This is a genomic window from Mycobacteroides chelonae CCUG 47445 (genome assembly GCF_001632805.1).
Lineage (GTDB): Bacteria > Actinomycetota > Actinomycetes > Mycobacteriales > Mycobacteriaceae > Mycobacterium > Mycobacterium chelonae.
Window position 1 is genome coordinate 55450 of sequence record NZ_CP007220.1, and the last position, 19553, is coordinate 75002.

Here is a 19553-nt window from a genome sequence, read left to right on the forward strand (position 1 = left end):
GTTGCTTGGTGATACTTCAACGATGCGGCGCGGAGGCCGGAATGTATGTCGGGCGACCGGCTGATACACCGGAGGATCTTGATGTCCCCCAATTGGGGGACACACGTGGATTTGGCGTGCCAAGCTTGCGTTTGTGCAGGTGAGCGGCGAACTTGTGCGGGTGGTTGTCGGCGATGACCACCCGCTTTTTCGCGAGGGTGTGGTGCGGGCGCTGACCGCAAGCGGCCAGATATCCGTGGTGGCGGAGGCTCAGGACGGCGCGGGTGCGCTCGCGTTGATCAGAGAGCACCTGCCCGATGTCGCGCTGCTCGATTACCGGATGCCGGAGCTTGACGGGACGCAGGTGGCGGCTGCCGTGCGCCGTGACGAGCTACGTACCCGGGTGCTGCTGCTCTCGGCGCATGATGACGCGGCGATCGTCTATCACGCTCTGGCGGAGGGCGCCGCGGGCTTCCTGTCGAAGGAGTCCACACGCGCGGAGCTGGTCAGCGCGGTGCTCGACTGTGCGCGGGGCCGGGACGTGGTGACGGCCAGCCTCACGGCGGGGCTGGCCGGCGAGATCCGCAAGCGCGCACAACCGGCAGGCCCGTCGTTGAGCACGCGTGAACGTGAGGTGCTCCGGATGATCGCCGACGGTCTCACCGTGCCCGCCATGGCCAAGCGACTGTTCCTGGCTCCGTCCACGGTGAAAACCCATGTGCAGCGGCTGTACGAAAAACTCGGCGTCGGTGACCGGGCGGCGGCGGTGGCTGAGGCCATGCGGCGTGGATTGCTCGAGTAGCCGTGGTGCTGGAGCGGGTGGCCGCGTACTTCACCGCTGAACCCATGCGGGTTTCGGCCTGGCTACGGCTGCCCCTGATCGTGCTGATTGTGCTGCTGGGGTCTAACCCGAACATCGAAATGTGGCATGTCGGTGTGTATTACGGGGTGCTGGCCGTGTACACGGTGTCTGCGATTGTGTGGGTGCTGATCGCGGTTCGTGGACATGTCCCGATGTGGGTGGCCCCTGCCGCCACCGCCGTGGACATCGCCGCCGTGGTGGCGCTGTGTGTGGCCTCCGGTTATGGCACGTCGGAATTGCTTCCGGTGTTCTTCCTGCTTCCCGTTTCAGTGGCCTTTCAAGAGCGCCCGGCTGTGACGGCTCTCCTCGGAACCGTGACCGCTGCAGGATATTTGGGCGTTCTGGTGTTCTACACCAGGAGTGGCAACATCGACGGTATTCCCGGCGACGAGTACCTCACCGTTGTGACATTGCTGTGGCTGGCCGCTGCGACCGCCGGAATGTGCTTCGTCCTCAAGCGCCGCTCCGAACACGTCGAGCAGCTTTTGCACACACGCGAGCAGCTGGTGCTGGAAGCGATGCGCGCCGAGGAGCGGCACAACCGCGAAGTCGCCGAGCGGTTGCATGACGGCCCGCTGCAGAATCTGCTGGCGGCACGTCTGGAAATCGAGGAAGTTCTTGAACGACAACCTGATCCGGTGTTGGAGGCGGTGCACGCGTCGTTGCGCGACACGGCAGCGGAATTGCGCGGCGCGGTGTCGGCCCTGCATCCGCAGGTGCTCGCCGAGCTGGGATTGACGGCGGCGATCCGCGAGCTCGGTCGCCAGTACGCGGCGCGGGGCACCGTCGAGGTCAACACGGAACTGCGGGAAGTGGGCAGCCCCCCGGCGCAGCCGCTGGTGTACCGGGCGGTCAAAGAGCTGTTGACCAATGCGGTGAAGCACGGACGCGCCAAGAACATTCACGTCGAACTGACTCGAGATGAAGAGTTCCTGACGCTGGTGGTCGCGGATGACGGTAGGGGCTTTGATCCGCGCGATGTGTCCGCGTCAGTCGCCGACGGACACATCGGGCTGGCCTCGCTGACGGTCCCCATCAATGCCGCGGGCGGCGATGTCGTGATCACGTCGGCGCCGGGCGCCGGTACCCGGGTGTGCGTCACGGTGCCGGCCGATATGGCAGCGTAAGGGGGAACGCTCGGCACCGAGAGAGCGCGCCCTCAACGGATGGAGAACAGGTGTACGACCTCGTCATCATCGGTTCCGGCAGCGGAAACTCGTTGCCTGATGACCGCTTCGCGGACCAGGAGGTCGCGATCGTCGATCGCGGTGTGTACGCGGGCGCCTACGGCGGCACCTGCCTGAACGTCGGCTGTATACCCACCAAGATGTTCGTCTACCCCGCCGACCTGGCCGACGAGGCCCGCGACGGCTCCCGGCTCGGTGTGGACAGCTCGGTGCGCGGAACCCGCTGGGCCGACATCCGTGAACGCGTCTTCGGCAGGATCGATCCGATCGCGGCGGGTGGATTGCGCTACCGCGTCGAGGACTGCCCCAACATCACGGTCTTTCAGCAGGAAGCGCGATTCATCGCGCCAGGCACCGATGCCGAGGGCGACCCGATCCATCGACTCCAGCTGGCGGACGGCACGATCCTGGAGGCCCGGCAGGTGGTCATCGCCGCGGGTTCACGTCCGGTCATCCCGCCGGTGATCACCGACAGCGGCGTGGCGTTTCACACCAACGACGACATCATGCGTCTACCGGAGTTACCCGAGCGTGTGGTGATCGTGGGCAGTGGCTTCATCGCCGCCGAGTTCGCGCATGTGTTCAGCGGCTTGGGCTCGGCGGTCACGGTGATCGCGCGCGGCCCGCGGCTATTGCGCGCGCAGGACGAGACGATCGCGCAGCGTTTCACCGAGGTGGTATCGGCGCGGTGGGATGTGCGGCTGAACACGGAAGTGGTGGCCGCTCGCGAGACCGATGGTGGCGGTGTCGAACTGGACCTCACCGACGGATCAACGGTGACGGGTGATGTGCTGCTGGTCGCGACCGGACGCACCCCCAATGGTGATCAGCTGGACGTGTCAGCGGCGGGACTGACGCTCGACGAGAAGGGCCGGGTGCCGGTCGACCAGTACCAGCGCACACCGGTGCGCGGCATCTACGCCCTGGGTGACGTGAGTTCGCACTATCTGCTCAAGCACGTGGCCAATCACGAAGCGCGGGTGGTACAGGCGAATCTGCTGTCCGGCTGGGACACCCCGACCACCGCCAGCGATCACCGGTTTGTCCCCGGTGCGGTGTTCAGCCGTCCGCAGGTGGCATCGGTGGGATTGTCAGAGGACCAGGCGCGGCAACGCGGGATCGATGTGGCGGTCAAGGTGCAGACATACGGCGACATCGCGTACGGATGGGCGATGGAGGACACCGAGGGGCTGTGCAAGCTGGTCGCCGACCGGGCGACGGGGCTGCTGGTGGGCGCGCACATCGTCGGTTACCAGGCGTCGGCGTTGATCCAATCGCTGATCACCGCGATGAGCTTCTCGATACCTGTGCGCGAGATGGCGCGAGGTCAGTACTGGATACACCCGGCACTGCCCGAGCTGATCGAGAACGCGTTGCTCGGCCTGGAGCTCTAGCCGAACTCAGCCGGCCATGAACTCGTCGTACGCGGAGGCCAGGCCCGGCGGCAGCACGGTGACATTGCATTCGCGCTGCGCATCACCGATCGGGGCCAGGATGCCGCGGAGCTCGTGGTACTCGCCGGGGTTGGCGGTGAAGTACGCGCGGATGTTCGCGGCGGCCTGGGCGCGCGGTTGGTCGGGCGCGGCGTCGAGCACTGCCCGTGCTCCGGGGTGATTGTCGAGGTATCCGCGGGCGGCGATTGTTGTGGATCCGACGGTGTCGGAGAGCCTCTCGCGGCTACAGTCGGGCGCGGCCGCAGCCGTGGGCAATATGGCTGTCGCGGTGATGAACCCGAGCGCACCGGCGGTACTGGTGGCCCGGCGAATGAGGGTGTGGGAGAGCGTCATGTCGATGTTTCCTTCGCTGGGGGCAGTTCTTGCTGATCCCCGATCCACGCGAGGTGTACCCCGTAAACGAGTGCTGAAACATCAGGAGACGAGCGGTACCTCCGCGGCGATGAGGTCCAGCAGGGCCGGGTAGCGCTTGGCTTCCTTGTGGTTACCTGGCTTGCCGCTGCTGACCACGCCGACGGACAGCGCACGGGCGGGGTCCGCCCACATGGCGATGTCCACCAGCCCGGTGTGCCCGAACGCCGCAGGCGAGTTGCGCCCGAACGGCCCGAACCGCTCAGAGCCCAGCATGTATCCGGTCCCCCAGCGCATCGGCATTCCGCCGGTTGCCATATCCGGTCGCAGGCGCCGGGCCGGTGCCGCCGCGGCCCGGATGGTCTCGGGGGACATGACCCGCACCCCATCGAGTTCGCCACCCCGGCAGAGGATTTCGGCAAAGCGGGATAGCTCGTTCGCGGTGGAGACAGTGTTAGACGACGGCACCACGCCGGTGAGGAAGAAGGGCTGGTTCGACATCGGGATAATCTCGTGCATGGTCCCGCCGACCACCGCCCGGAAGGCCGCGCGCATGGGCGCGGGCAATGGCTTGCCAGTGGGATGGCTCGGTGCCACCAGCGGCACATCCTCCGGGGCCACACCGTAGTTGGTCCACCGGAACCCAAGGGGATCGAGGATTTCCGCGGCAAGGATGTCGCGGATGCTCTTACCGGTCGCACCGAGAACGATCTCGCGCACCAACGGCCCCCAGGTCAGTGCGTGATACATGTGCACCAGGCCGGGACGGTAGAGCGGGCGCAGCTGGCCTAGTTGTTCGCGGGTGTACTCGCTGTCATCCATTCGGGTGACATCCGGCCGGGGTCCGGTGGGCACCGGGATTCCCGCGCTATGCGTCAGCACGTGGCGGATGGTGATGCGATCCTTGCCGCGGCTGGTGAAGGTGGGCAGGTATTCGCAGACGCGGTCGTCGAGCGATAGCGCACCGCGTTCGATGAGCAGGTGCATCACCGTCGTTGAGACGGCCTTGGCGGCCGAGTACACGCAAAACGGTGTGTCGGTGGTGACGGGGATCTTCTCGGCATCGGCCGGATCGGTGGGCGCGTTACCCCAACCATGACCGATGGCACGGTTGAGGATCACTTTTCCCTTGTGCCGCAAACACACCTGGATCGCCGGGTGCATACCCGCCTGATACCAGTACCGGGTCGCCGCCCAAATGCGCTCCACGGCGGCGGGGTCGATGTCGGAGTGGTCTTCGGCCTGATCGCCGCTGCCGATATCCGTGACCGAGTCCAGGTCTGCTGGAACTCGTATGCGTCCGTCGTCGGTCATGGATTCCTTCCTACCCGACTCACTGGGCGAGCCTCAGAAGCCCAGGTCGCGACCGATGAGCTCCTTCATGATCTCGTTGGAACCGGCCCAGATCTTGGTGACACGGGCGTCCATCCAGGCGCGTGCCACGCGGTACTCCTTCATGTAGCCGTAGCCACCATGCAGCTGCACGCAGGCGTCGATGACCTCGTTCTGCACCTGAGAGGACCACCACTTGGCCTTCGCGGCATCGATCGCCGAGAGCTCGCCCTTGCTGTGCGCGAGCACACCCTGATCGACGTACACCTGCGCCGCTTCGAGTTTGGTGACGAGCTCGGCGATGAGGAACTTGTTGTACTGCAGGCTGCCGATCTGCTGACCGAATGCCTTGCGCTCCTTGGCGTACTCGATCGTCTCCTCGAGCACCCCGGCCGCGTGGGCGATGTTGGCGACCGCACAGCCCATCCGCTCCTGGGGCAGGCGCTGCATCATCGAGATGAATCCCTGGTTGACCTCACCGATCACGTTCTCGGCGGGCACCCGCACATCGGTGAAGAACAGTTCGGCGGTATCGGCCTCGGGCTGGCCCACCTTGTCCAGCTTGCGGCCGCGCTCGAAGCCGGGCATGCCCTCTTCGACCGCGAACAAGGTGATGCCCTTGGCCTTGAGCTCGGGTGCGGTGCGCGCGGCGACGACGACGAGATCGGCACGCGCGCCGTTGGTGATGAACGTCTTGGATCCGTTGATGACCCAGTCGTCACCGTCTTTGACCGCAGTGGTCTTGAGGGCGGCCAGGTCGGAGCCACCTGACGGTTCGGTCATGCCGATGGCGGTGATCATCTCGCCGCTGCAGAATTTCGGCAGCCAGCGCTGCTTCTGCTCATCGGTGGTCAGCTCGACCAGGTACGGGGCGACGATGTCGAAGTGGATGGACATCGATGAGGCCAGTGCGGCACTGGAGCGCGACAGCTCCTCCTGCAGAACCGCGTTGTAGCGGTAGTCGCCGGCACTGCTGCCGCCGAACTCCTCGGGCACGTCGAGCCCCAGGTAGCCCTGCTTGCCTGCCTCCAACCACAGCTCGCGGTCGATGTAGCGCTGCTCGATGAAGTTCTCGGCGCGCGGCTCGACGTGGCGCTGCACGAATGCCTTCACGGACTCCCGGAACGCGTCGTGGTCCTCGGTGTAGATAGTGCGTTGCATGGTGTTATCGAAGCACGCGTCTAAATCCGCGTGCTCGGGTGTTCGGTGAGGTGGTAGGGATGGAGATCGTGAAACTGCTCGCCGCTGCCGCTCTCGCTGTCCTCGTCGCGGGCTGCGCCGCCTCGCCGGAGGCGTCCGAACAGCATGAACACGGGAACTCGCTGACCGCGCCGGTGGCGGGAGACCCGATCTGGACGCAGCCGCGCGCTCCCATCCGCGTGCACGGTGACACCTATTACGTCGGGACCGAGGGCATCAGTTCGGTGCTGATCCGGACCGACGAGGGGCTGATTCTTTTGGACGTGGGTATGCCGCAATCGGCGCCCCAGGTGGAGGACAACATCCGCACGCTGGGGTTCGCCGTCGAGGACCTGAAGTACGTGCTGTCCTCTCATACTCACGTCGACCATGCCGGTGGTATCGCCGCGGTGGTTCATGACAGTGGCGCTACGGCGGTATCGAGCCCTATCGGCGCACAGTCGCTGCGCGCCGGGCACGTGTCCGCCGATGATCCGCAGGCCTCCGATACCGCGAACGCCGCCTTCCCTGCCGTTGAACGAGTTCGGGAGGTCGCCGATGGGGAGGTGTTGAAGCTTGGAAATGTGGCGCTGACAGCGCATTTCACGCCGGGCCATACGCCCGGCGGTGTCAGCTGGACCTGGAAATCGTGCGAGGGCGGCCGGTGCCTGGACATGGTCTACGCCGATAGCCTCAATGCCGTCGCCACCGGCAACTACCGCTTTACGCCAGGTCACGTGTCCAGGTTCCGGCAGAGCATTCAGACGGTGCGCGCCCTACCCTGCGACATCTTGTTCTCCGTGCACCCTGAACAAGCCGATGACATCACGAAGCTGAACAGGCTCGCGGTGCAACGTGACCCGAACCCGATGATTGACCCGACGGCGTGCACGGCGCTTGCTGACACGTTCGACGCGAAGCTGGATAAGCGGATCGCCGACGAGCGGGCGGCCCGCTAGCGAGGCGTGTGCATCTGCGGTGACGGTGGCATCGATCGCCAGCTCAACGTGACGCTGAACACCCCGTGAAGTGTGCTTTTCGGTTTGCGATGGCTACCGTCTTCATCTTAGATACAAGTTGTGTCTATTATTCGAACAGTGGCAATCTCCGCAAGTGAAGAGGCGTATCGCTCGGTGAAGGAGCGCATCCTCAGCGGCGATATCCCCGGCGGTGAGCTGCTGAGCGAAGGGGAGATCTCGGCGCGGATGGGGTGCAGCCGTACTCCGGTGCGCGAGGCCTTCCTTCGGCTTGAAACCGAAGGCTGGCTGCGGCTCTATCCCAAGCGCGGGGCGCTGGTGGTGCCCATCACCCCCGAGGAACGGCGACACGTCGTCGATGCGCGCCGCGTCGTTGAGGGTGCCGCTGCGGCGCGTATTGCCGAACGCGGAGCATCTCCGGCACTCCTGTCAGACCTGTCAGCACTCATCGAGGTGCAATTGGGGCGTGCCGCGCAGGGCGATGCCGCGGGTTTTGCCGCCGCAGACGTGGACTTCCACCGCGCGATCGTGGCCAAGCTGGGAAACCCACTGCTGGAGAACTTCTACGACAGCCTGCGTGAACGCCAGCGCCGAATGGCGGCCGCCGCTATCGGGGTAGACCCGGTGCGGGTCGCGCGCTCGGTTGCCGGGCACCGCGCGCTGGTGGACGCGCTTGCGGCGGGTGACGCGGCCCGCTTCAGCGTCGAGCTGGTCGAGCACATGAAAGTGGTGACCGAGCGTGACTAGCCGACTGCTGGCGCCGTGGCAGCGGGTGGCCCTCGCTATGTTCGGAATTGCCTGGGGCGGTAATGAATTCACCCCGCTGCTGGTGATGTATCGGCAGGCCGGACAATCCGCCGCATCCGTTGACACGCTGTTGTTCGCCTACGTGCTGGGCATCATTCCAGCGCTCTTCCTGGGCGGCCCGCTTTCGGATCGGTACGGCCGGCGCGCGGTGATGCTGCCGGCCCCGTTCATCTCGATGGCCGGGTCTCTGGTGCTTGCGCTGGGAGCGCAGCATTTCGCGTTGCTCTTCACGGGGCGGGTGCTCTCCGGTATCGCGCTGGGCCTGGCGATGGCCGCGGGCAGCTCATGGGTCAAGGAACTGTCGGCTCCCCCGTTTGACCGGATCGGCGCCGGTGCGCGGCGTGGAGCCATGAGCCTGACCGCGGGATTCGCGCTCGGCGCGGCCGTGGCCGGAGCGTTGGCGCAGTGGGGTCCCTGGCCGCAGCACCTGGCATTCCTGGTCAACATCGCGATCACGGTTCCCGGTGCGGTACTGGCACTGTCGGTTCCGGAATCTGCGGCCGAGCGCGCGCCGGGCCGGCTGGTGGACGATCTGAAGATCCCTGCCGCGCGCCGTCGCCGGTTCCTGTTCGTTGTGATGCCTTTGGCGCCCTGGGTGTTCGGCTCGGCGGCGGTGGCGTACGCGGTGCTGCCCACGCTCATCGCCCCGACGCTTCCGGGCGAGCGCATCGCATTCTCCGCCCTGTGTTGTCTGGTCTGCCTGGGCTGTGGTTTCACCGCACAGCTACTTGCGCCCAGGATCGATCGGCCGGGTACCGCGCGGCTCGGCATCATCGGGCTGACCCTGGTCGCCGCGGGTATGGCGCTGGCCGCCGTTGCCGCGCACCGGCTTACGATCCCGTGGGTCTTGATCGCCGCGTTGGTGCTGGGTGCCGGGTATGGAACGGCACTGGTCAGTGGGCTACAGGAGGTGAACCGGATCGCCGGGCCCACGGACCTGGCCGGACTCACCGCCGTTTTCTACGGACTTACCTACCTGGGCTTCGGGGTGCCAATGATGCTGACGATGTTCAGCAACACGCTGCCGGTGCTGACACACCCCGTGTTGCTCTGCGGTGGCGCAATACTGGCGACGCTCTGCATGGTGGTGCTGGCGATGAACTCGCGCACCGATATCCGCGAAGGGTCACCCGTCGAGGCGGCGGAATCCGCCGTAACGCCCGAGCCGGCGCTGCGTTAGCGGATAGCCGGATAGGCTCTCGCAGCATGATCATCGCAGGGCTGGTACTGACCGGAATCGCCGCGCTCATCCACGTCTACATCTTTTATCTGGAATCGATTGCGTGGACCAATGAGAAGACACGCAAGGTTTTTGGTGTCCGCACGCTCGAAGAGGCCGAGGTGACGAAACCTCTGGCCTTCAACCAGGGCTTCTACAACCTGTTCCTCGCGATCGCCATCGCGGTGGGCACGGTGCTGTGGGTACGCGGCTGCACGTCGGTCGGTGCGACGCTGGTGTTCACCGGCGCCGGATCGATGGTCGCGGCCGGGCTGGTGCTGTTGATCTCGTCGCCGGATAAGGCGTCGGCCGCGCTCAAGCAGCTGGTGCCGCCACTTCTCGGGATTATCGCGCTGGTCGTGGGACTGGCGCTCTGATCGGCTAGCTCGGATCGGGCCCGGTCGCGACGGGGCGCTGCGGGTCGCTCGACCACTCCGACCACGACCCCGGATAGAGGGCGGCGTCGTATCCCGCGACGGCCAACGCCGCGATCTGGTGCGTGGCGGTGACACCGGACCCGCAGTACACCGTGACGGGGCGCCGTCCGGCGCCGAGTAGCTCGAAGCGCTCGCGCAATTCGGCAGCGGGCCGGAAAGTGCCCTGCGGCGTGAGGTTCTCGGCAGTCGCGGCGGAGACGGCACCAGGGATGTGCCCGGCACGGGGATCCAAGGGCTCTTCATCCCCGCGGTAGCGGGCCGCCGCACGGGCGTCCAGGACCAAGGCATCGGGTGATTCCGCTTGGGAAGCAATCGTATTGGCATCGACTGAGGCGAAGCCTTCCAGCGAGGAAATGGTGATCCCGCCGGGCTCGGCGACAACATCTCCCGTCTCGACGGGCCCTCCGAAGCGCTGCCAGGCCGCCCAGCCGCCGTCGAGAATCCGAACATCGGCAACTCCGGCGGCGCGCAGCAGCCACCAGGCGCGCGAGGCCGCCTGCCCGTTCCAATCGTCGTAGACGACCACGGCGTCACCGTCGCTCAGCCCCCAGCGCCGGCCACTGGCTTGGAGAGCCTGGGGCGTGGGCAACGGATGGCGGCCACGGCCTGTCGCTGTGTGGTCGGCGAGGTCGGTATCCAGGTCCACGAACACCGCGCCGGGAAGATGGCCCTCTAGGTAGGCCGGGTGGCCGTCCGGCTGCATCACGGTCCAGCGCACGTCGAGAACGCGAAGATCGGGCAGGCGTTGTGCGAGTTCGTCGGCCGAGATGAGCACGTTCATGCCTCGACGGTACCGCCGAACGCGGCTACCGCTGCGTGCTGCCCGCGTCGACAGGCAGGGCGACCGAGGTGATGTAGCGCGCCTCGTCGGAGGCCAGGAACAGTGAGGCGTTGGCGATATCGAGCGGCTGCACCCACGGCAGGTCGAGCATGTTCATGGTCCTGGCGGCGTGAGCGAATTCTTCCCGAGTCGGTTCCTCAAGGTCGGGACGGAACATCCGCCGTACATGGTCGTTCTGGATCATCGGGGTATCCACGTTGGTGGGGTGCACGGTGTTCACGCGAATCTTGTGCGGCGCCAACTCCGATGCCAGTGAACGCATGAGCCCTACCACGCCATGCTTGGCAGCGACGTAGTGCGAGACCCCCACGAGACCGCGCAATCCGGCGATGGAACTCACCAACACCATGGAGCCACCGCCCCGGCTGATCAGGTGTGGAATCGCGGCACGGGTGGTATGCCACACCCCGGTCAGGTTGACGTCAAGCATGGTCTGCCACACGCTTTCACTCATCTCGGTGAGCATGCTGCGCGAGGTGATTCCGGCGGTGGCACACACAACATCCAGTCCGCCGAATGCGGTAACCGCATCGGTGACAAAGGTTTCCAATGCCCGTAGATCGCGTACATCGACCACACCCGGAATGATCCGTTGGCCGTGAGACTCCACCAGGTCGGCCGTCCGGTCCAAGTCGGCGCGTGTCGCGGCCGGTGTGACGGTGGTGTGTACCGGCGCGCAGATATCGAGAGCGATGACATCGGCGCCTTCCTGAGCGAAGCGTTCCGCCTGCGCACGCCCAATGCCCCGGGCGGCACCGGTGACCAGCGCCACCTTGCCCGCCAATCGTCCTGTCACGCGATTCATCACACTTTCTGCGTTAGTCCGGCGTCGACCACCAGCTGGGTGCCGGTGATGTAACGCGCTTCGTCGGAGGCCAGGAACACCACGGCATTGCTGATGTCCACGGTTTCCACCCACGGCACCGGTAACAAGGTGCGTGCCGCCAGGACTTCGGCGGCGTCGGCCTCGGTGGGATGCGCCAGGTCCGGCCGCAGGCGAGCGATCACCTCGGGATTGAGGATCATCCCCGTGTTGACCGCGCCCGGATGCACGGTGTTGACCCGAATGCCCAACGACCCCAGCTCATTAGCGGCCGCGCGGGCCAGGCCCACGACGGCGTGCTTACTCGCGGTGTAGTGCGCGGTGTTGGGGGTGCCCTTGATGCCGTTGGTGGAACTGATGACCACGACGGAGCCGCCCGCCGTCAGGTGTCGCACCCCAGCCTGAACGGTGTGGAGGACACCCGTCAGATTCACGTCGAGCGACCGCTGCCAGGCATCTTCGGTGAGTTCCCAGGAGGGGCAGAGGCTTTCGTAGATTCCGGCGTTGGCGACGATGATATCCAGCCGTCCCAGCATCTGCACTCCGGCATCGACGGCCTGGGTGAGTGATTCCGGATCGCGGACATCGGCGAAGCCGGGCACGCAGCGCCGGCCGCGATTCTGCACCTCGTTGACAGTGTCGGCCAGCTCGGTGCAGCCCGGTAGGTCGATCGCGATGACATCTGCGCCCTCCTCTGCGAGGCGCTCGCAATGTGTGTGCCCCATGCCCCGGCCTGCGCCGGTGACCAGCGCAACCCGTTCCATCAGCCGTGTCACGCGTTACCACCGCTCAGGGCGAAGCCCTTGTACCCGCTGGCAGCGACATCGGTACAGATGGCCCCGTACACGCCGAAACCACCGATGAACGGCATGAAAACCCTTGGCTTGCCGGGGATGTTTGCGCCGAGGTACCACGAGTTGGCCTGCGGGAACATGGTGGAGGCGGCGCGTTCATTGCACTCGGCCACCCAGTCGTCGACGGCTTGAGGCTCGGCCTCCACTGTCGAGAAGCCGTGTTCGGCCATATGTTCCAACAGCTCGCCAATCCAATCCACATGCTGTTCGGCGCCCAGCACCATGTTGGCCAGTACCGAGGGGCTGCCTGGGCCGGTCACGATGAACAGGTTGGGGAATCCGTCGACCCCGAGCCCCAGGTAGGTGCGTGGTCCGGCCCGCCAGGTGTCCTTGAGTGCTTCTGCGCCCCGGCCCCGGATATCGATCCGGTTCAACGCGCCCGTCATGGCATCGAACCCCGTGGCAAAGACGATCATGTCGAGTTCGTAATGCTGTGCAGTGGTCGTGATTCCGTCGATCTCTATCGACTCGATCGGATTGGTGCGCAGATCCACCACGTGTACATGATCGCGGTTGAATGTTTGAAAGTAATTGGTGTCTGTGCAGATTCGCTTGGTCCCGATGGGATGATCCGTTGGGATGAGAACGTCGGCGACGGCCGGATCGTCGATGACCGCGCGCACTTTCTCCTCGAAGAAGGCGCGCGCTTCGTTGTTGGCGCGCAGGTCGGTCGTCTGATCCGGGAAGGTCTTACCGAACAGCACCCCGCCGAGGTCCCAGCGCTGCTCGAACGCGGCGCGCCGCTCTTCGGCAGTGATCTCCAGGGTCTTCTTGGGATGAGCCTGGTGTGGAGAGCCGCCACCACTTGCCCGGGATTGTCGTCGCCGCTCGTCATAGCTGGCTTTGACCTCGGCGCGGCGTTGCGGGGTGATGACGGTATTACCCGCGGGGACACTGTAATTGGCGGTGCGTTGGAATACGAAGAGGTTGCCGGCGGTCTGGGCGGCGATGGGCACCAATTGGATGCCCGATGAGCCCGTTCCGATGATCCCGATGCGTTTGTCGGTGAAATCCACGCCTGCCGCCGGCCAGTGTCCGGTGTGGTACATCTCGCCGGCGAAGGCATCACGCCCGGGGATGTCGGGCATGTTCGCCGTGGACAACGCACCGGTGGCCATGACGCAGAACCGCGCCGTCACCTGGTCCCCTCGGTCGGTGCGCACTGTCCATGACATCTGGCGCTCGTCAAGCACCGCCGAGATGACGCGGGTGTGGCAGCGGATGTCGCGGCGCAGGTCGAACCGGTCGGCGACGTGATTGATGTACCTCAGGATCTCCTCCTGGGTGGCGTACTTCTCCGTCCAGTCCCAATCCTGTTGCAGTTCATTGGAAAACGAATAGGAGTAGTCGATGCTCTCCACATCGCAGCGCGCGCCCGGGTACCGGTTGAAGAACCAGGTGCCCCCCACGTCCGAGCCTGCTTCGAACACGATGACCGACAGACCCAGTGACCGCAGCCGTTGCAGGGCATATAACCCGGCGAAACCGGCGCCGACCACCACCACATCAACGTTGTTTACGAGGGCCTTCACGGTGGCCACGCTAGGTTCGTATCGCATTCCCCCGGCCTCCCGTTCCCGGTGAACGGTCAATCAGATCCAACGGACCGCTGATCGGGAAAACGTCCCATGGGGATGTGGTGGTGAGCGCACTATCAAGCGCATGACCGAACGCGTAATCGATCGCATCAACGATCTCGCTGACCAGCTACGTGAGCAGGCCTGGGAGGCGGAGAAGCTGGGCAAGCTGCCCGATGAGACCGCCAAGATGCTCAGGGCTGCCGGACCGATCCGGCTGCTCCAGTCCAAGGGCTACGGCGGGTACGAGGTGCACCCTCGCGAGTTCGCCGAAACCGTTATGGCCACCGCCGCACTGGATCCCGCCTCGGGCTGGATCTGCGGGGTTGTCGGCGTGCACCCCTGGCAGGTCGCGTTCGCCGACCCCAAGGTTGCCGACGAGATGTGGAGTCAGGACCAGGACGTCTGGATGGCCTCTCCCTATGCGCCCACAGGTGTGGCCAAGCCGGTGGACGGCGGCTACATCTTCAACGGACGGTGGCAGTTCAGCTCGGGCACCGACCACTGCGACTGGATCATCCTGGGCGCGTTGCTCGGTGACGGCGAGGGCAAGCCCCTCATGCCACCGAAAATGCTGCACATGATCCTGCCGCGTCAGGACTATGAGATCGTCGAAGACTCCTGGAATGTGGTGGGGCTGCGCGGTACCGGCTCGAAAGACATCATCGTCAGGGACGCGTTCGTGCCGTCGTATCGCGTGATGGACGGGGACGAGGTGATCGACGGCACCGCGCAGCGCAACGCCGGCATGACCGACACCCTGTACCGGATGCCGTGGTCGACGATGTTCCCACTGGGCATCAGTTCGGCCGTGATAGGCATCGCCGAGGGCGCGCTGGCCGCGCACCTGGACTATCAACGCGAGCGGGTCGGGGCCCAGGGCACCGCGGTCAAGGACGATCCGTATGTGCTGTTCGCGATCGGCGAGGCCGCCGCCGATATCAATGCCGCCCGCCAGGAGATTCTCGCGAATGTCGACAAGATCTGGGACATCGTCGATTCAGGCAAGGAAGTGTCATTCGAGGACCGGGCCGCGGGTCGTCGTACCCAGGTGCGCGCCGCATGGCGCGCGGTGATGGCGGTCGATCAGATCTTCTCGCGTTCCGGGGGTAACGCGATGCGATTGGACAAGCCCTTGCAGCGGTACTGGCGTGATGCGCACACCGGGTTAGCCCACGCGATTCACGTGCCCAGCACCGTGTTTCACGCATCGGCACTGAGCTCGCTGGGCATCGAACCGCAGGGGCCGCTGAGGGCGATGATCTGATGTTGAAGAGCTTGGGATACATCACCGTCCAGACCCAGGACATGGACCGTTGGCGGCATTTCGCCCTGGGGGTGCTCGGATTCGCCGAAGGCAGCGGGCCCGACCCCGGCGCGTTGTATCTGCGGATGGATGAGCGTGCCGCGCGGATCGTCGTGGTGCCCGGCGATACGGATCAGGTCGTCACGATCGGCTGGGAGGTGCGTGACGGTGCGGCGTTGCGCGACGTCACGCGGGCAGTGGAGGCTGCGGGCCTTGGCGTCAAGCAGTTGTCCGTCGAGGAGGCCGACGCGCGGCGAGTCGAGGAGGCGGTGACGTTCACCGACCCCGGCGGCGCCACGGTCGAGGTATTCCATGGCCCGGTGTTGGACCACAGTCCAGTGGTCACGCCGTTCGGTGCGCGATTCGTCACCGGCGCTCAGGGGCTCGGGCATGTGGTGCTGCCGGTCACCGATCCGGATGCTGCCTTCACGTTCTATACCGAGGTACTGGGATTCCGGTCGAGGGGAGCGTTCCGCATTCCCGCGCCTCCAGAGTTCGGCCCGATGCGGGTGCGATTCCTGGGCATCAACGAGCGCCATCACAGTTTGGCGCTTTGTCCCGCGCCGCACGGTGGTGCACCGGGGCTGGTCCACGTGATGGTCGAGGTGGACAGTCTCGATGCCGTGGGGCAGGCGCTGGACCGGGTACTGAAATCGGACTCCACGGTCTCTTCCACTTTGGGGCGCCACACCAATGACAAGATGGTGTCCTTCTACGTCCGGGCTCCGGGCGGCTGGGATATCGAGTTCGGTACTGACGGTATGCGGGTCGACGAAACGCATTACAGCGCCGAGGAAATCACCGCGGATAGCTACTGGGGCCATGACTGGTCGGGCAGCGAGCCGCTGGCCGCCATGTAGCCCCGGTCGTCTCTCCGACAAAACAGACGCCTGTTGCAAACGCAACGGGCGTCTGTTCGCGTGTGGGGGCTCTGCGGGGTTGTGTCGGCGGACACACCCATGATACAAACAGGTATATGACTAATAGTCATATGTGACCGAGACCCCAACGCCGTGGGAGGGCACCATGACCACCATCACCGCCGAATCGGCGACCCCGAGCGCTGTCATCGACCGGGTATCTCTACTGCTTGACGCCTTCGACGGCCCGGGTCGGCTCACGCTGGCGCAGTTGGTGCGCCGGACCGGCCTGCCTCGCTCTTCCGTTCATCGCATGCTGGAGCGGCTGGTACAGCTGCGATGGCTGCGACGTGATGGTCGCGACTACGAACTGGGTACGCGATTGGTGGAACTCGGCTCACTCGCGGTGCATCAGGACAGGCTGCACGCCGCCGCGCTGCCGATGCTGCACGAGCTGCATCGCGCCACCGGACTCGTGGTCCACTTGTCGATCCTCGACGGCACAGACGTTGTGTACCTGGAGAAAATCGGTGCCGCGATGGGCGCCGCTGTGGCCACCCGCATCGGCGGTCGTCAGCCGGCGCACTGTACGGCGTCGGGTAAGGCGATCCTGGCGTATCGGGGCGAGACGCTCGACGAATTCACCGCGCTGGCCCGCAAAACGCGCTACTCCATTGGCTCGGCGGCACAGCTGCGGCCCGAGCTGGACAAGGTTCGCGGGCACGGCGTGGCCTTCGACCGCGAGGAGCTGCAACAGGGCATCGGCTGCGTGGCCGCCCCGATCGGAAGCATCGGCGATGCCGTCGCCGCGGTCTCGGTATCGGGGCCGATGCCGCGGATGACCTTCGATCAACGGCTGGTGGCTCCGGTGCGCATGACGGCGATGGGCATTTGGCGCAATGTCGAGAACGGCCCGACACGGGTGGCACCAACCCTGCAGCCGATTCGGCCACTGCGCTGCGGCCCGTCCTCTGCTCCGCGCGAGATGAACTCACGCGCACTGCAATACGCGTGACCCTCGATCCACAGATCGCGGCACTGCTGCCATCGCTGAACGAGGGGTTTCCGCGTGTCGAGACGATGACGGGAGCGGCGGCGCGCGCTGCCATTCGAGCCCGATACACCGCACCGGCCGATCCGCTGCCAATGCGTTCGGTGACCGACGAGTATGCCTCCGGGCCTCAGGGTGAGATACCGATCAGGGTGTACCGTCCGGTTGCGGCGGGGCCGATAGCCACCCTCGTCTTCGCGCATGGCGGTGGATTCGTATTCTGCGACAAGGACTCCCACGACGGCTTGTGCCGACGGCTGGCCGATCAGATGCCCGCCGTGGTGGTATCGGTGGACTTCCGGCGCGCGCCGGAACATCGGTGGCCGGCGGCGGCGCAGGACATGTTCCTGGCGACGTGTTGGGCGGTGCGTCATGCGCGCACACTCGGAGGAGACCCCGGCCGCGTCATCGTTTGCGGCGATAGCGCCGGAGGCAATCTCGCCGCAGTCACCGCGCTGATGGCCCGCGATATGGGTGGGCCGGCGCTAGCGGGCCAGATCCTGATCTACCCGGTGGTGGACGCGAATTTCGGCACGGACTCTTATCGGCGGTACGCCAACGGTTACTACAACACCCGCGCCGCCATGCAGTGGTATTGGGATCAGTACCTGCCCGATCACGCCCTGCGTACACATCCCTATGCGGCGCCACTGCGGGCGGATCTCACGGGACTACCTGCCGCGGTGGTGGTGACGGCGCGTTATGACCCGCCGTGCAGTGAGGGTGAAGCCTACGCGGGTGCGTTGCAGAAGGCCGGGGTTCCTGTGCGGTATCGGCGCTACGACAACGCCATTCACGGGTTCATGACCATGCCGAGTCTGGACTTGGCCGCCACCGCGATCGAGCGGTTATGCCGCGACGTCGATGAGCTGCTTGCTTAAACGCCGTGCTCTTCGGCGAGTACGGGTAGTCGTCCGCTGCGTGCGGCATCCAGAATCGAGCTGCGCAGCTCCGGACACACCAGGAACAGCCCGGTGCTGTCCCGCCGCTGAAGGCACCGAGATTCGGCCTGGGCATTCCACTGCACGCTGGTCTGTTGCCAGCTGCTTTTGCGCGCTAAAACCTCTGCGCCGCAATGCTGACAGCCGACAGGCACCATCGGTGAGTCGGCCAGGCGATTATCGGCGCGGATCACGACGATGAGCTTCCGGCCATCGCCGCGAGGTTCTCCTCGATCTGCGACTTCCAGGCCTCCCCGGGGCGGGTGGTGTCCACCTCGTACTCGAACCGGTCGATCATCTCGGCGGCCACATCCTCGGTGTCCACATAGAACTGTTGATACCAGCGCCGCAGCTGGTACACGGGACCGTCCTCCTCACACAGCAGCGGATTGTCGATACGTGCCTTGTTCTTCCAGATCTGCACGTCCTGTTCAAACCCGATCTTCACCCAGTCGCCGAGCGCGATAGCGGCGCCTGTGGCGGCGTCATCGGGCAGTGCGGGTGACTTCTTGACGATGATGCCGTATTGCAGCACAAAGGAATCCGCATCGATCGGGTAGTGACAGTTGATGAGGATCGATTGCTGGTCGCCGCCAACGAAGTGGTAGGTCAGGTCATCGATCATGAACGAGGGCCCGTAGTACGACGCGACGGAGGTCTGTCCGGTCATCTCCACCCCCTCCGGGCTGGGCACGTCTGGCCGGGTGCCGCCGTTCATGTACTGCGTGGCGACGTGGCCCTCGAAGATGTTCTTGAAGTACGTCGGCAGCGCACCGTGCACGTAGAAGAAGTGCGCCATATCGACGACGTTGTCGACTATCTCTCGACAGTTGGTGTTGACAATCGTTGTGTACCAATGCCAATCGGTCCACTCGTCACTACCGGCGCCTTCGATTCGGGGAATCGTTATGCCCTCCGGCGGCGGACTCCCCTGCGGGTCGTTCCAGATGAACAGCATGCCGTCCTGTTCCAGCGTGATCCAGGTGGCCGTGCGCGCGAGCTTGGGGGTACGACGGCTATAGGGCACCTGCTTGCAGCGGCCATCCCCGCCCCAGCGCCAGTCATGGAATGGACAGGCGATTTCGTCACCCTTGACTTCGCCCTGGCTGAGGTCACCGCCCATATGCCTGCAGTAGGCGTCCAAGACGCTGATCGTGCCGCCGGCGCCGCGGAATACGACGAGCTTTTGGCCGAACGCGTTGATGGAGTGTGGCTTTCCATCTCCGAAGTCCTTGATGAGGCCAAGGCAATGCCAGCCGCGGGCGAACCGGGTAGGCGCCGCGTCCGCCTCGATGCTTCGCACCTTCACAGAATCAAGACCGGGCTCTGACTGGGCTGTCGTCATGGACCCGTTCTAACAGCGTCTTTGCCCTCACAGCAGGGGGTTGGTCCGCTCACCGGACATCGGTTGCCGCCCGCAGCGCTGACGTCCCGCTGGGAGGGAATCGACGGCAACTGCGAGGGACTATCGGCATAACCTCGCGGGCGTTCACACCTAGTCGACGGAGGTACGTAC

20 protein-coding genes are annotated in these 19553 nt (G+C 65.3%); 11 read left to right on the forward strand and 9 right to left on the reverse strand.

The features are described from left to right. Window positions 1-154: 154 nt before the first annotated feature. Genes BB28_RS00290 through BB28_RS00300 form a run of 3 tightly spaced genes read left to right on the forward strand, consistent with a single transcriptional unit; the run spans window position 155 to window position 3422 of the window. Window positions 155-781 (forward strand): response regulator, encoded by a 627-nt coding sequence (locus BB28_RS00290; protein ID WP_046255405.1) that lies wholly within the window; start codon window positions 155-157, stop codon window positions 779-781. A gap of 44 nt (window positions 782-825) precedes the next feature. Beyond that, a complete protein-coding gene (locus BB28_RS00295; RefSeq protein WP_081252328.1) occupies window positions 826-1968 on the forward strand; it encodes a sensor histidine kinase in 1143 nt (380 codons plus the stop codon). Between the two features lie 50 nt (window positions 1969-2018). After that, window positions 2019-3422, forward strand: coding sequence for a mycothione reductase (locus tag BB28_RS00300; protein ID WP_046252034.1), 1404 nt, complete (start codon window positions 2019-2021; stop codon window positions 3420-3422). A gap of 6 nt (window positions 3423-3428) precedes the next feature. On the opposite strand, the gene BB28_RS00305 is transcribed toward BB28_RS00300, so the two are convergent. The 3 genes from BB28_RS00305 to BB28_RS00315 all read right to left on the reverse strand — a co-directional run bounded on the left by BB28_RS00305 (window position 3429) and on the right by BB28_RS00315 (window position 6326). Beyond that, entirely contained in the window at window positions 3429-3815 is a 387-nt protein-coding gene (locus BB28_RS00305) for a hemophore-related protein (RefSeq protein WP_046252036.1), read from the reverse strand. An 81-nt stretch (window positions 3816-3896) separates the two neighbouring features. Further along, on the reverse strand, window positions 3897-5147 hold the full coding sequence (gene lipE / locus BB28_RS00310; RefSeq protein ID WP_046252037.1) for a lipase LipE: 1251 nt from the start codon (window positions 5145-5147) through the stop codon (window positions 3897-3899). A 33-nt stretch (window positions 5148-5180) separates the two neighbouring features. Then, window positions 5181-6326: an acyl-CoA dehydrogenase family protein gene (locus tag BB28_RS00315; protein WP_046252038.1), complete on the reverse strand. Its 1146-nt coding sequence runs from the start codon at window positions 6324-6326 to the stop codon at window positions 5181-5183. 59 nt (window positions 6327-6385) lie between these two features. Between BB28_RS00315 and bla the strand changes: the two genes are divergently transcribed. The 4 genes from bla to BB28_RS00335 all read left to right on the forward strand — a co-directional run bounded on the left by bla (window position 6386) and on the right by BB28_RS00335 (window position 9724). Further along, window positions 6386-7303 carry a subclass B3 metallo-beta-lactamase gene (gene bla / locus BB28_RS00320; RefSeq protein ID WP_046255406.1) on the forward strand — a complete coding sequence of 306 codons (918 nt, stop codon included), beginning with the start codon at window positions 6386-6388 and terminating at the stop codon, window positions 7301-7303. Window positions 7304-7429: 126 nt separating this feature from the next. Next, window positions 7430-8068, forward strand: a complete 639-nt coding sequence (locus BB28_RS00325; RefSeq protein ID WP_046255407.1) for a GntR family transcriptional regulator — start codon at window positions 7430-7432, stop codon at window positions 8066-8068. Further along, window positions 8061-9308: an MFS transporter gene (locus BB28_RS00330; protein ID WP_474100046.1), complete on the forward strand. Its 1248-nt coding sequence runs from the start codon at window positions 8061-8063 to the stop codon at window positions 9306-9308. Before BB28_RS00325 ends, BB28_RS00330 begins: the two co-directional genes overlap by 8 nt. Before the next feature lie 26 nt (window positions 9309-9334). After that, the gene (locus BB28_RS00335) at window positions 9335-9724 is read left to right on the forward strand and encodes a DUF1304 domain-containing protein (protein ID WP_046252041.1); all 390 of its coding nucleotides are present in this window, start codon (window positions 9335-9337) and stop codon (window positions 9722-9724) included. Between the two features lie 4 nt (window positions 9725-9728). Here BB28_RS00335 and BB28_RS00340 read toward each other — a convergent pair whose 3' ends face one another. From BB28_RS00340 to BB28_RS00355, 4 genes are read right to left on the reverse strand one after another with little or no spacing between them, the layout of a single operon-like run. Continuing rightward, the gene (locus BB28_RS00340; RefSeq protein ID WP_046252042.1) at window positions 9729-10565 is read right to left on the reverse strand and encodes a sulfurtransferase; all 837 of its coding nucleotides are present in this window, start codon (window positions 10563-10565) and stop codon (window positions 9729-9731) included. Window positions 10566-10590: 25 nt separating this feature from the next. Continuing rightward, a complete protein-coding gene (locus tag BB28_RS00345) occupies window positions 10591-11421 on the reverse strand; it encodes a mycofactocin-coupled SDR family oxidoreductase (protein ID WP_109550532.1) in 831 nt (276 codons plus the stop codon). Window positions 11422-11429: 8 nt separating this feature from the next. Further along, window positions 11430-12224, reverse strand: a complete 795-nt coding sequence (locus BB28_RS00350) for a mycofactocin-coupled SDR family oxidoreductase (protein ID WP_075874119.1) — start codon at window positions 12222-12224, stop codon at window positions 11430-11432. Next, on the reverse strand, window positions 12221-13861 hold the full coding sequence (locus BB28_RS00355; RefSeq protein ID WP_046252046.1) for a flavin-containing monooxygenase: 1641 nt from the start codon (window positions 13859-13861) through the stop codon (window positions 12221-12223). Before BB28_RS00355 ends, BB28_RS00350 begins: the two co-directional genes overlap by 4 nt. A 103-nt stretch (window positions 13862-13964) precedes the next feature. Between BB28_RS00355 and BB28_RS00360 the strand changes: the two genes are divergently transcribed. From BB28_RS00360 to BB28_RS00375, 4 genes are all read left to right on the forward strand, one after another. After that, window positions 13965-15146, forward strand: a complete 1182-nt coding sequence (locus BB28_RS00360; protein WP_046252048.1) for an acyl-CoA dehydrogenase family protein — start codon at window positions 13965-13967, stop codon at window positions 15144-15146. Further along, window positions 15146-16045: a biphenyl-2,3-diol 1,2-dioxygenase gene (gene bphC / locus BB28_RS00365; RefSeq protein WP_046252049.1), complete on the forward strand. Its 900-nt coding sequence runs from the start codon at window positions 15146-15148 to the stop codon at window positions 16043-16045. Before BB28_RS00360 ends, bphC begins: the two co-directional genes overlap by 1 nt. Window positions 16046-16211: 166 nt before the next feature. Continuing rightward, entirely contained in the window at window positions 16212-17060 is an 849-nt protein-coding gene (locus BB28_RS00370) for an IclR family transcriptional regulator (protein WP_046255409.1), read from the forward strand. Continuing rightward, window positions 17057-17977, forward strand: a complete 921-nt coding sequence (locus tag BB28_RS00375; protein ID WP_046252050.1) for an alpha/beta hydrolase — start codon at window positions 17057-17059, stop codon at window positions 17975-17977. The genes BB28_RS00370 and BB28_RS00375 overlap by 4 nt, the downstream gene beginning before the upstream one ends. Here the strand turns inward: BB28_RS00375 and BB28_RS00380 are convergent. Beyond that, the gene (locus BB28_RS00380) at window positions 17974-18231 is read right to left on the reverse strand and encodes a ferredoxin (RefSeq protein WP_081252179.1); all 258 of its coding nucleotides are present in this window, start codon (window positions 18229-18231) and stop codon (window positions 17974-17976) included. The two genes, BB28_RS00375 and BB28_RS00380, sit on opposite strands and share 4 nt — an antisense overlap. Continuing rightward, a complete protein-coding gene (locus BB28_RS00385; protein WP_046252051.1) occupies window positions 18228-19382 on the reverse strand; it encodes a 3-ketosteroid-9-alpha-monooxygenase, oxygenase component in 1155 nt (384 codons plus the stop codon). Before BB28_RS00385 ends, BB28_RS00380 begins: the two co-directional genes overlap by 4 nt. Window positions 19383-19553: the final 171 nt, after the last annotated feature.

Bases quoted from the DNA above. Each gene is read 5' to 3' on its own strand.
- bphC (WP_046252049.1), top strand. From the start codon at position 15,146: ATGTTGAAGAGCTTGGGATACATCACCGTCCAGACCCAGGACATGGAC.
- BB28_RS00340 (WP_046252042.1), bottom strand. From the start codon at position 10,565: ATGAACGTGCTCATCTCGGCCGACGAACTCGCACAACGCCTGCCCGAT.
- BB28_RS00370 (WP_046255409.1), top strand. From the start codon at position 16,212: ATGACCACCATCACCGCCGAATCGGCGACCCCGAGCGCTGTCATCGAC.
- bla (WP_046255406.1), top strand. From the start codon at position 6,386: ATGGAGATCGTGAAACTGCTCGCCGCTGCCGCTCTCGCTGTCCTCGTC.
- BB28_RS00360 (WP_046252048.1), top strand. From the start codon at position 13,965: ATGACCGAACGCGTAATCGATCGCATCAACGATCTCGCTGACCAGCTA.
- BB28_RS00335 (WP_046252041.1), top strand. From the start codon at position 9,335: ATGATCATCGCAGGGCTGGTACTGACCGGAATCGCCGCGCTCATCCAC.
- BB28_RS00355 (WP_046252046.1), bottom strand. From the start codon at position 13,861: ATGCGATACGAACCTAGCGTGGCCACCGTGAAGGCCCTCGTAAACAAC.
- BB28_RS00305 (WP_046252036.1), bottom strand. From the start codon at position 3,815: ATGACGCTCTCCCACACCCTCATTCGCCGGGCCACCAGTACCGCCGGT.
- lipE (WP_046252037.1), bottom strand. From the start codon at position 5,147: ATGACCGACGACGGACGCATACGAGTTCCAGCAGACCTGGACTCGGTC.
- BB28_RS00295 (WP_081252328.1), top strand. From the start codon at position 826: ATGCGGGTTTCGGCCTGGCTACGGCTGCCCCTGATCGTGCTGATTGTG.
- BB28_RS00385 (WP_046252051.1), bottom strand. From the start codon at position 19,382: ATGACGACAGCCCAGTCAGAGCCCGGTCTTGATTCTGTGAAGGTGCGA.
- BB28_RS00315 (WP_046252038.1), bottom strand. From the start codon at position 6,326: ATGCAACGCACTATCTACACCGAGGACCACGACGCGTTCCGGGAGTCC.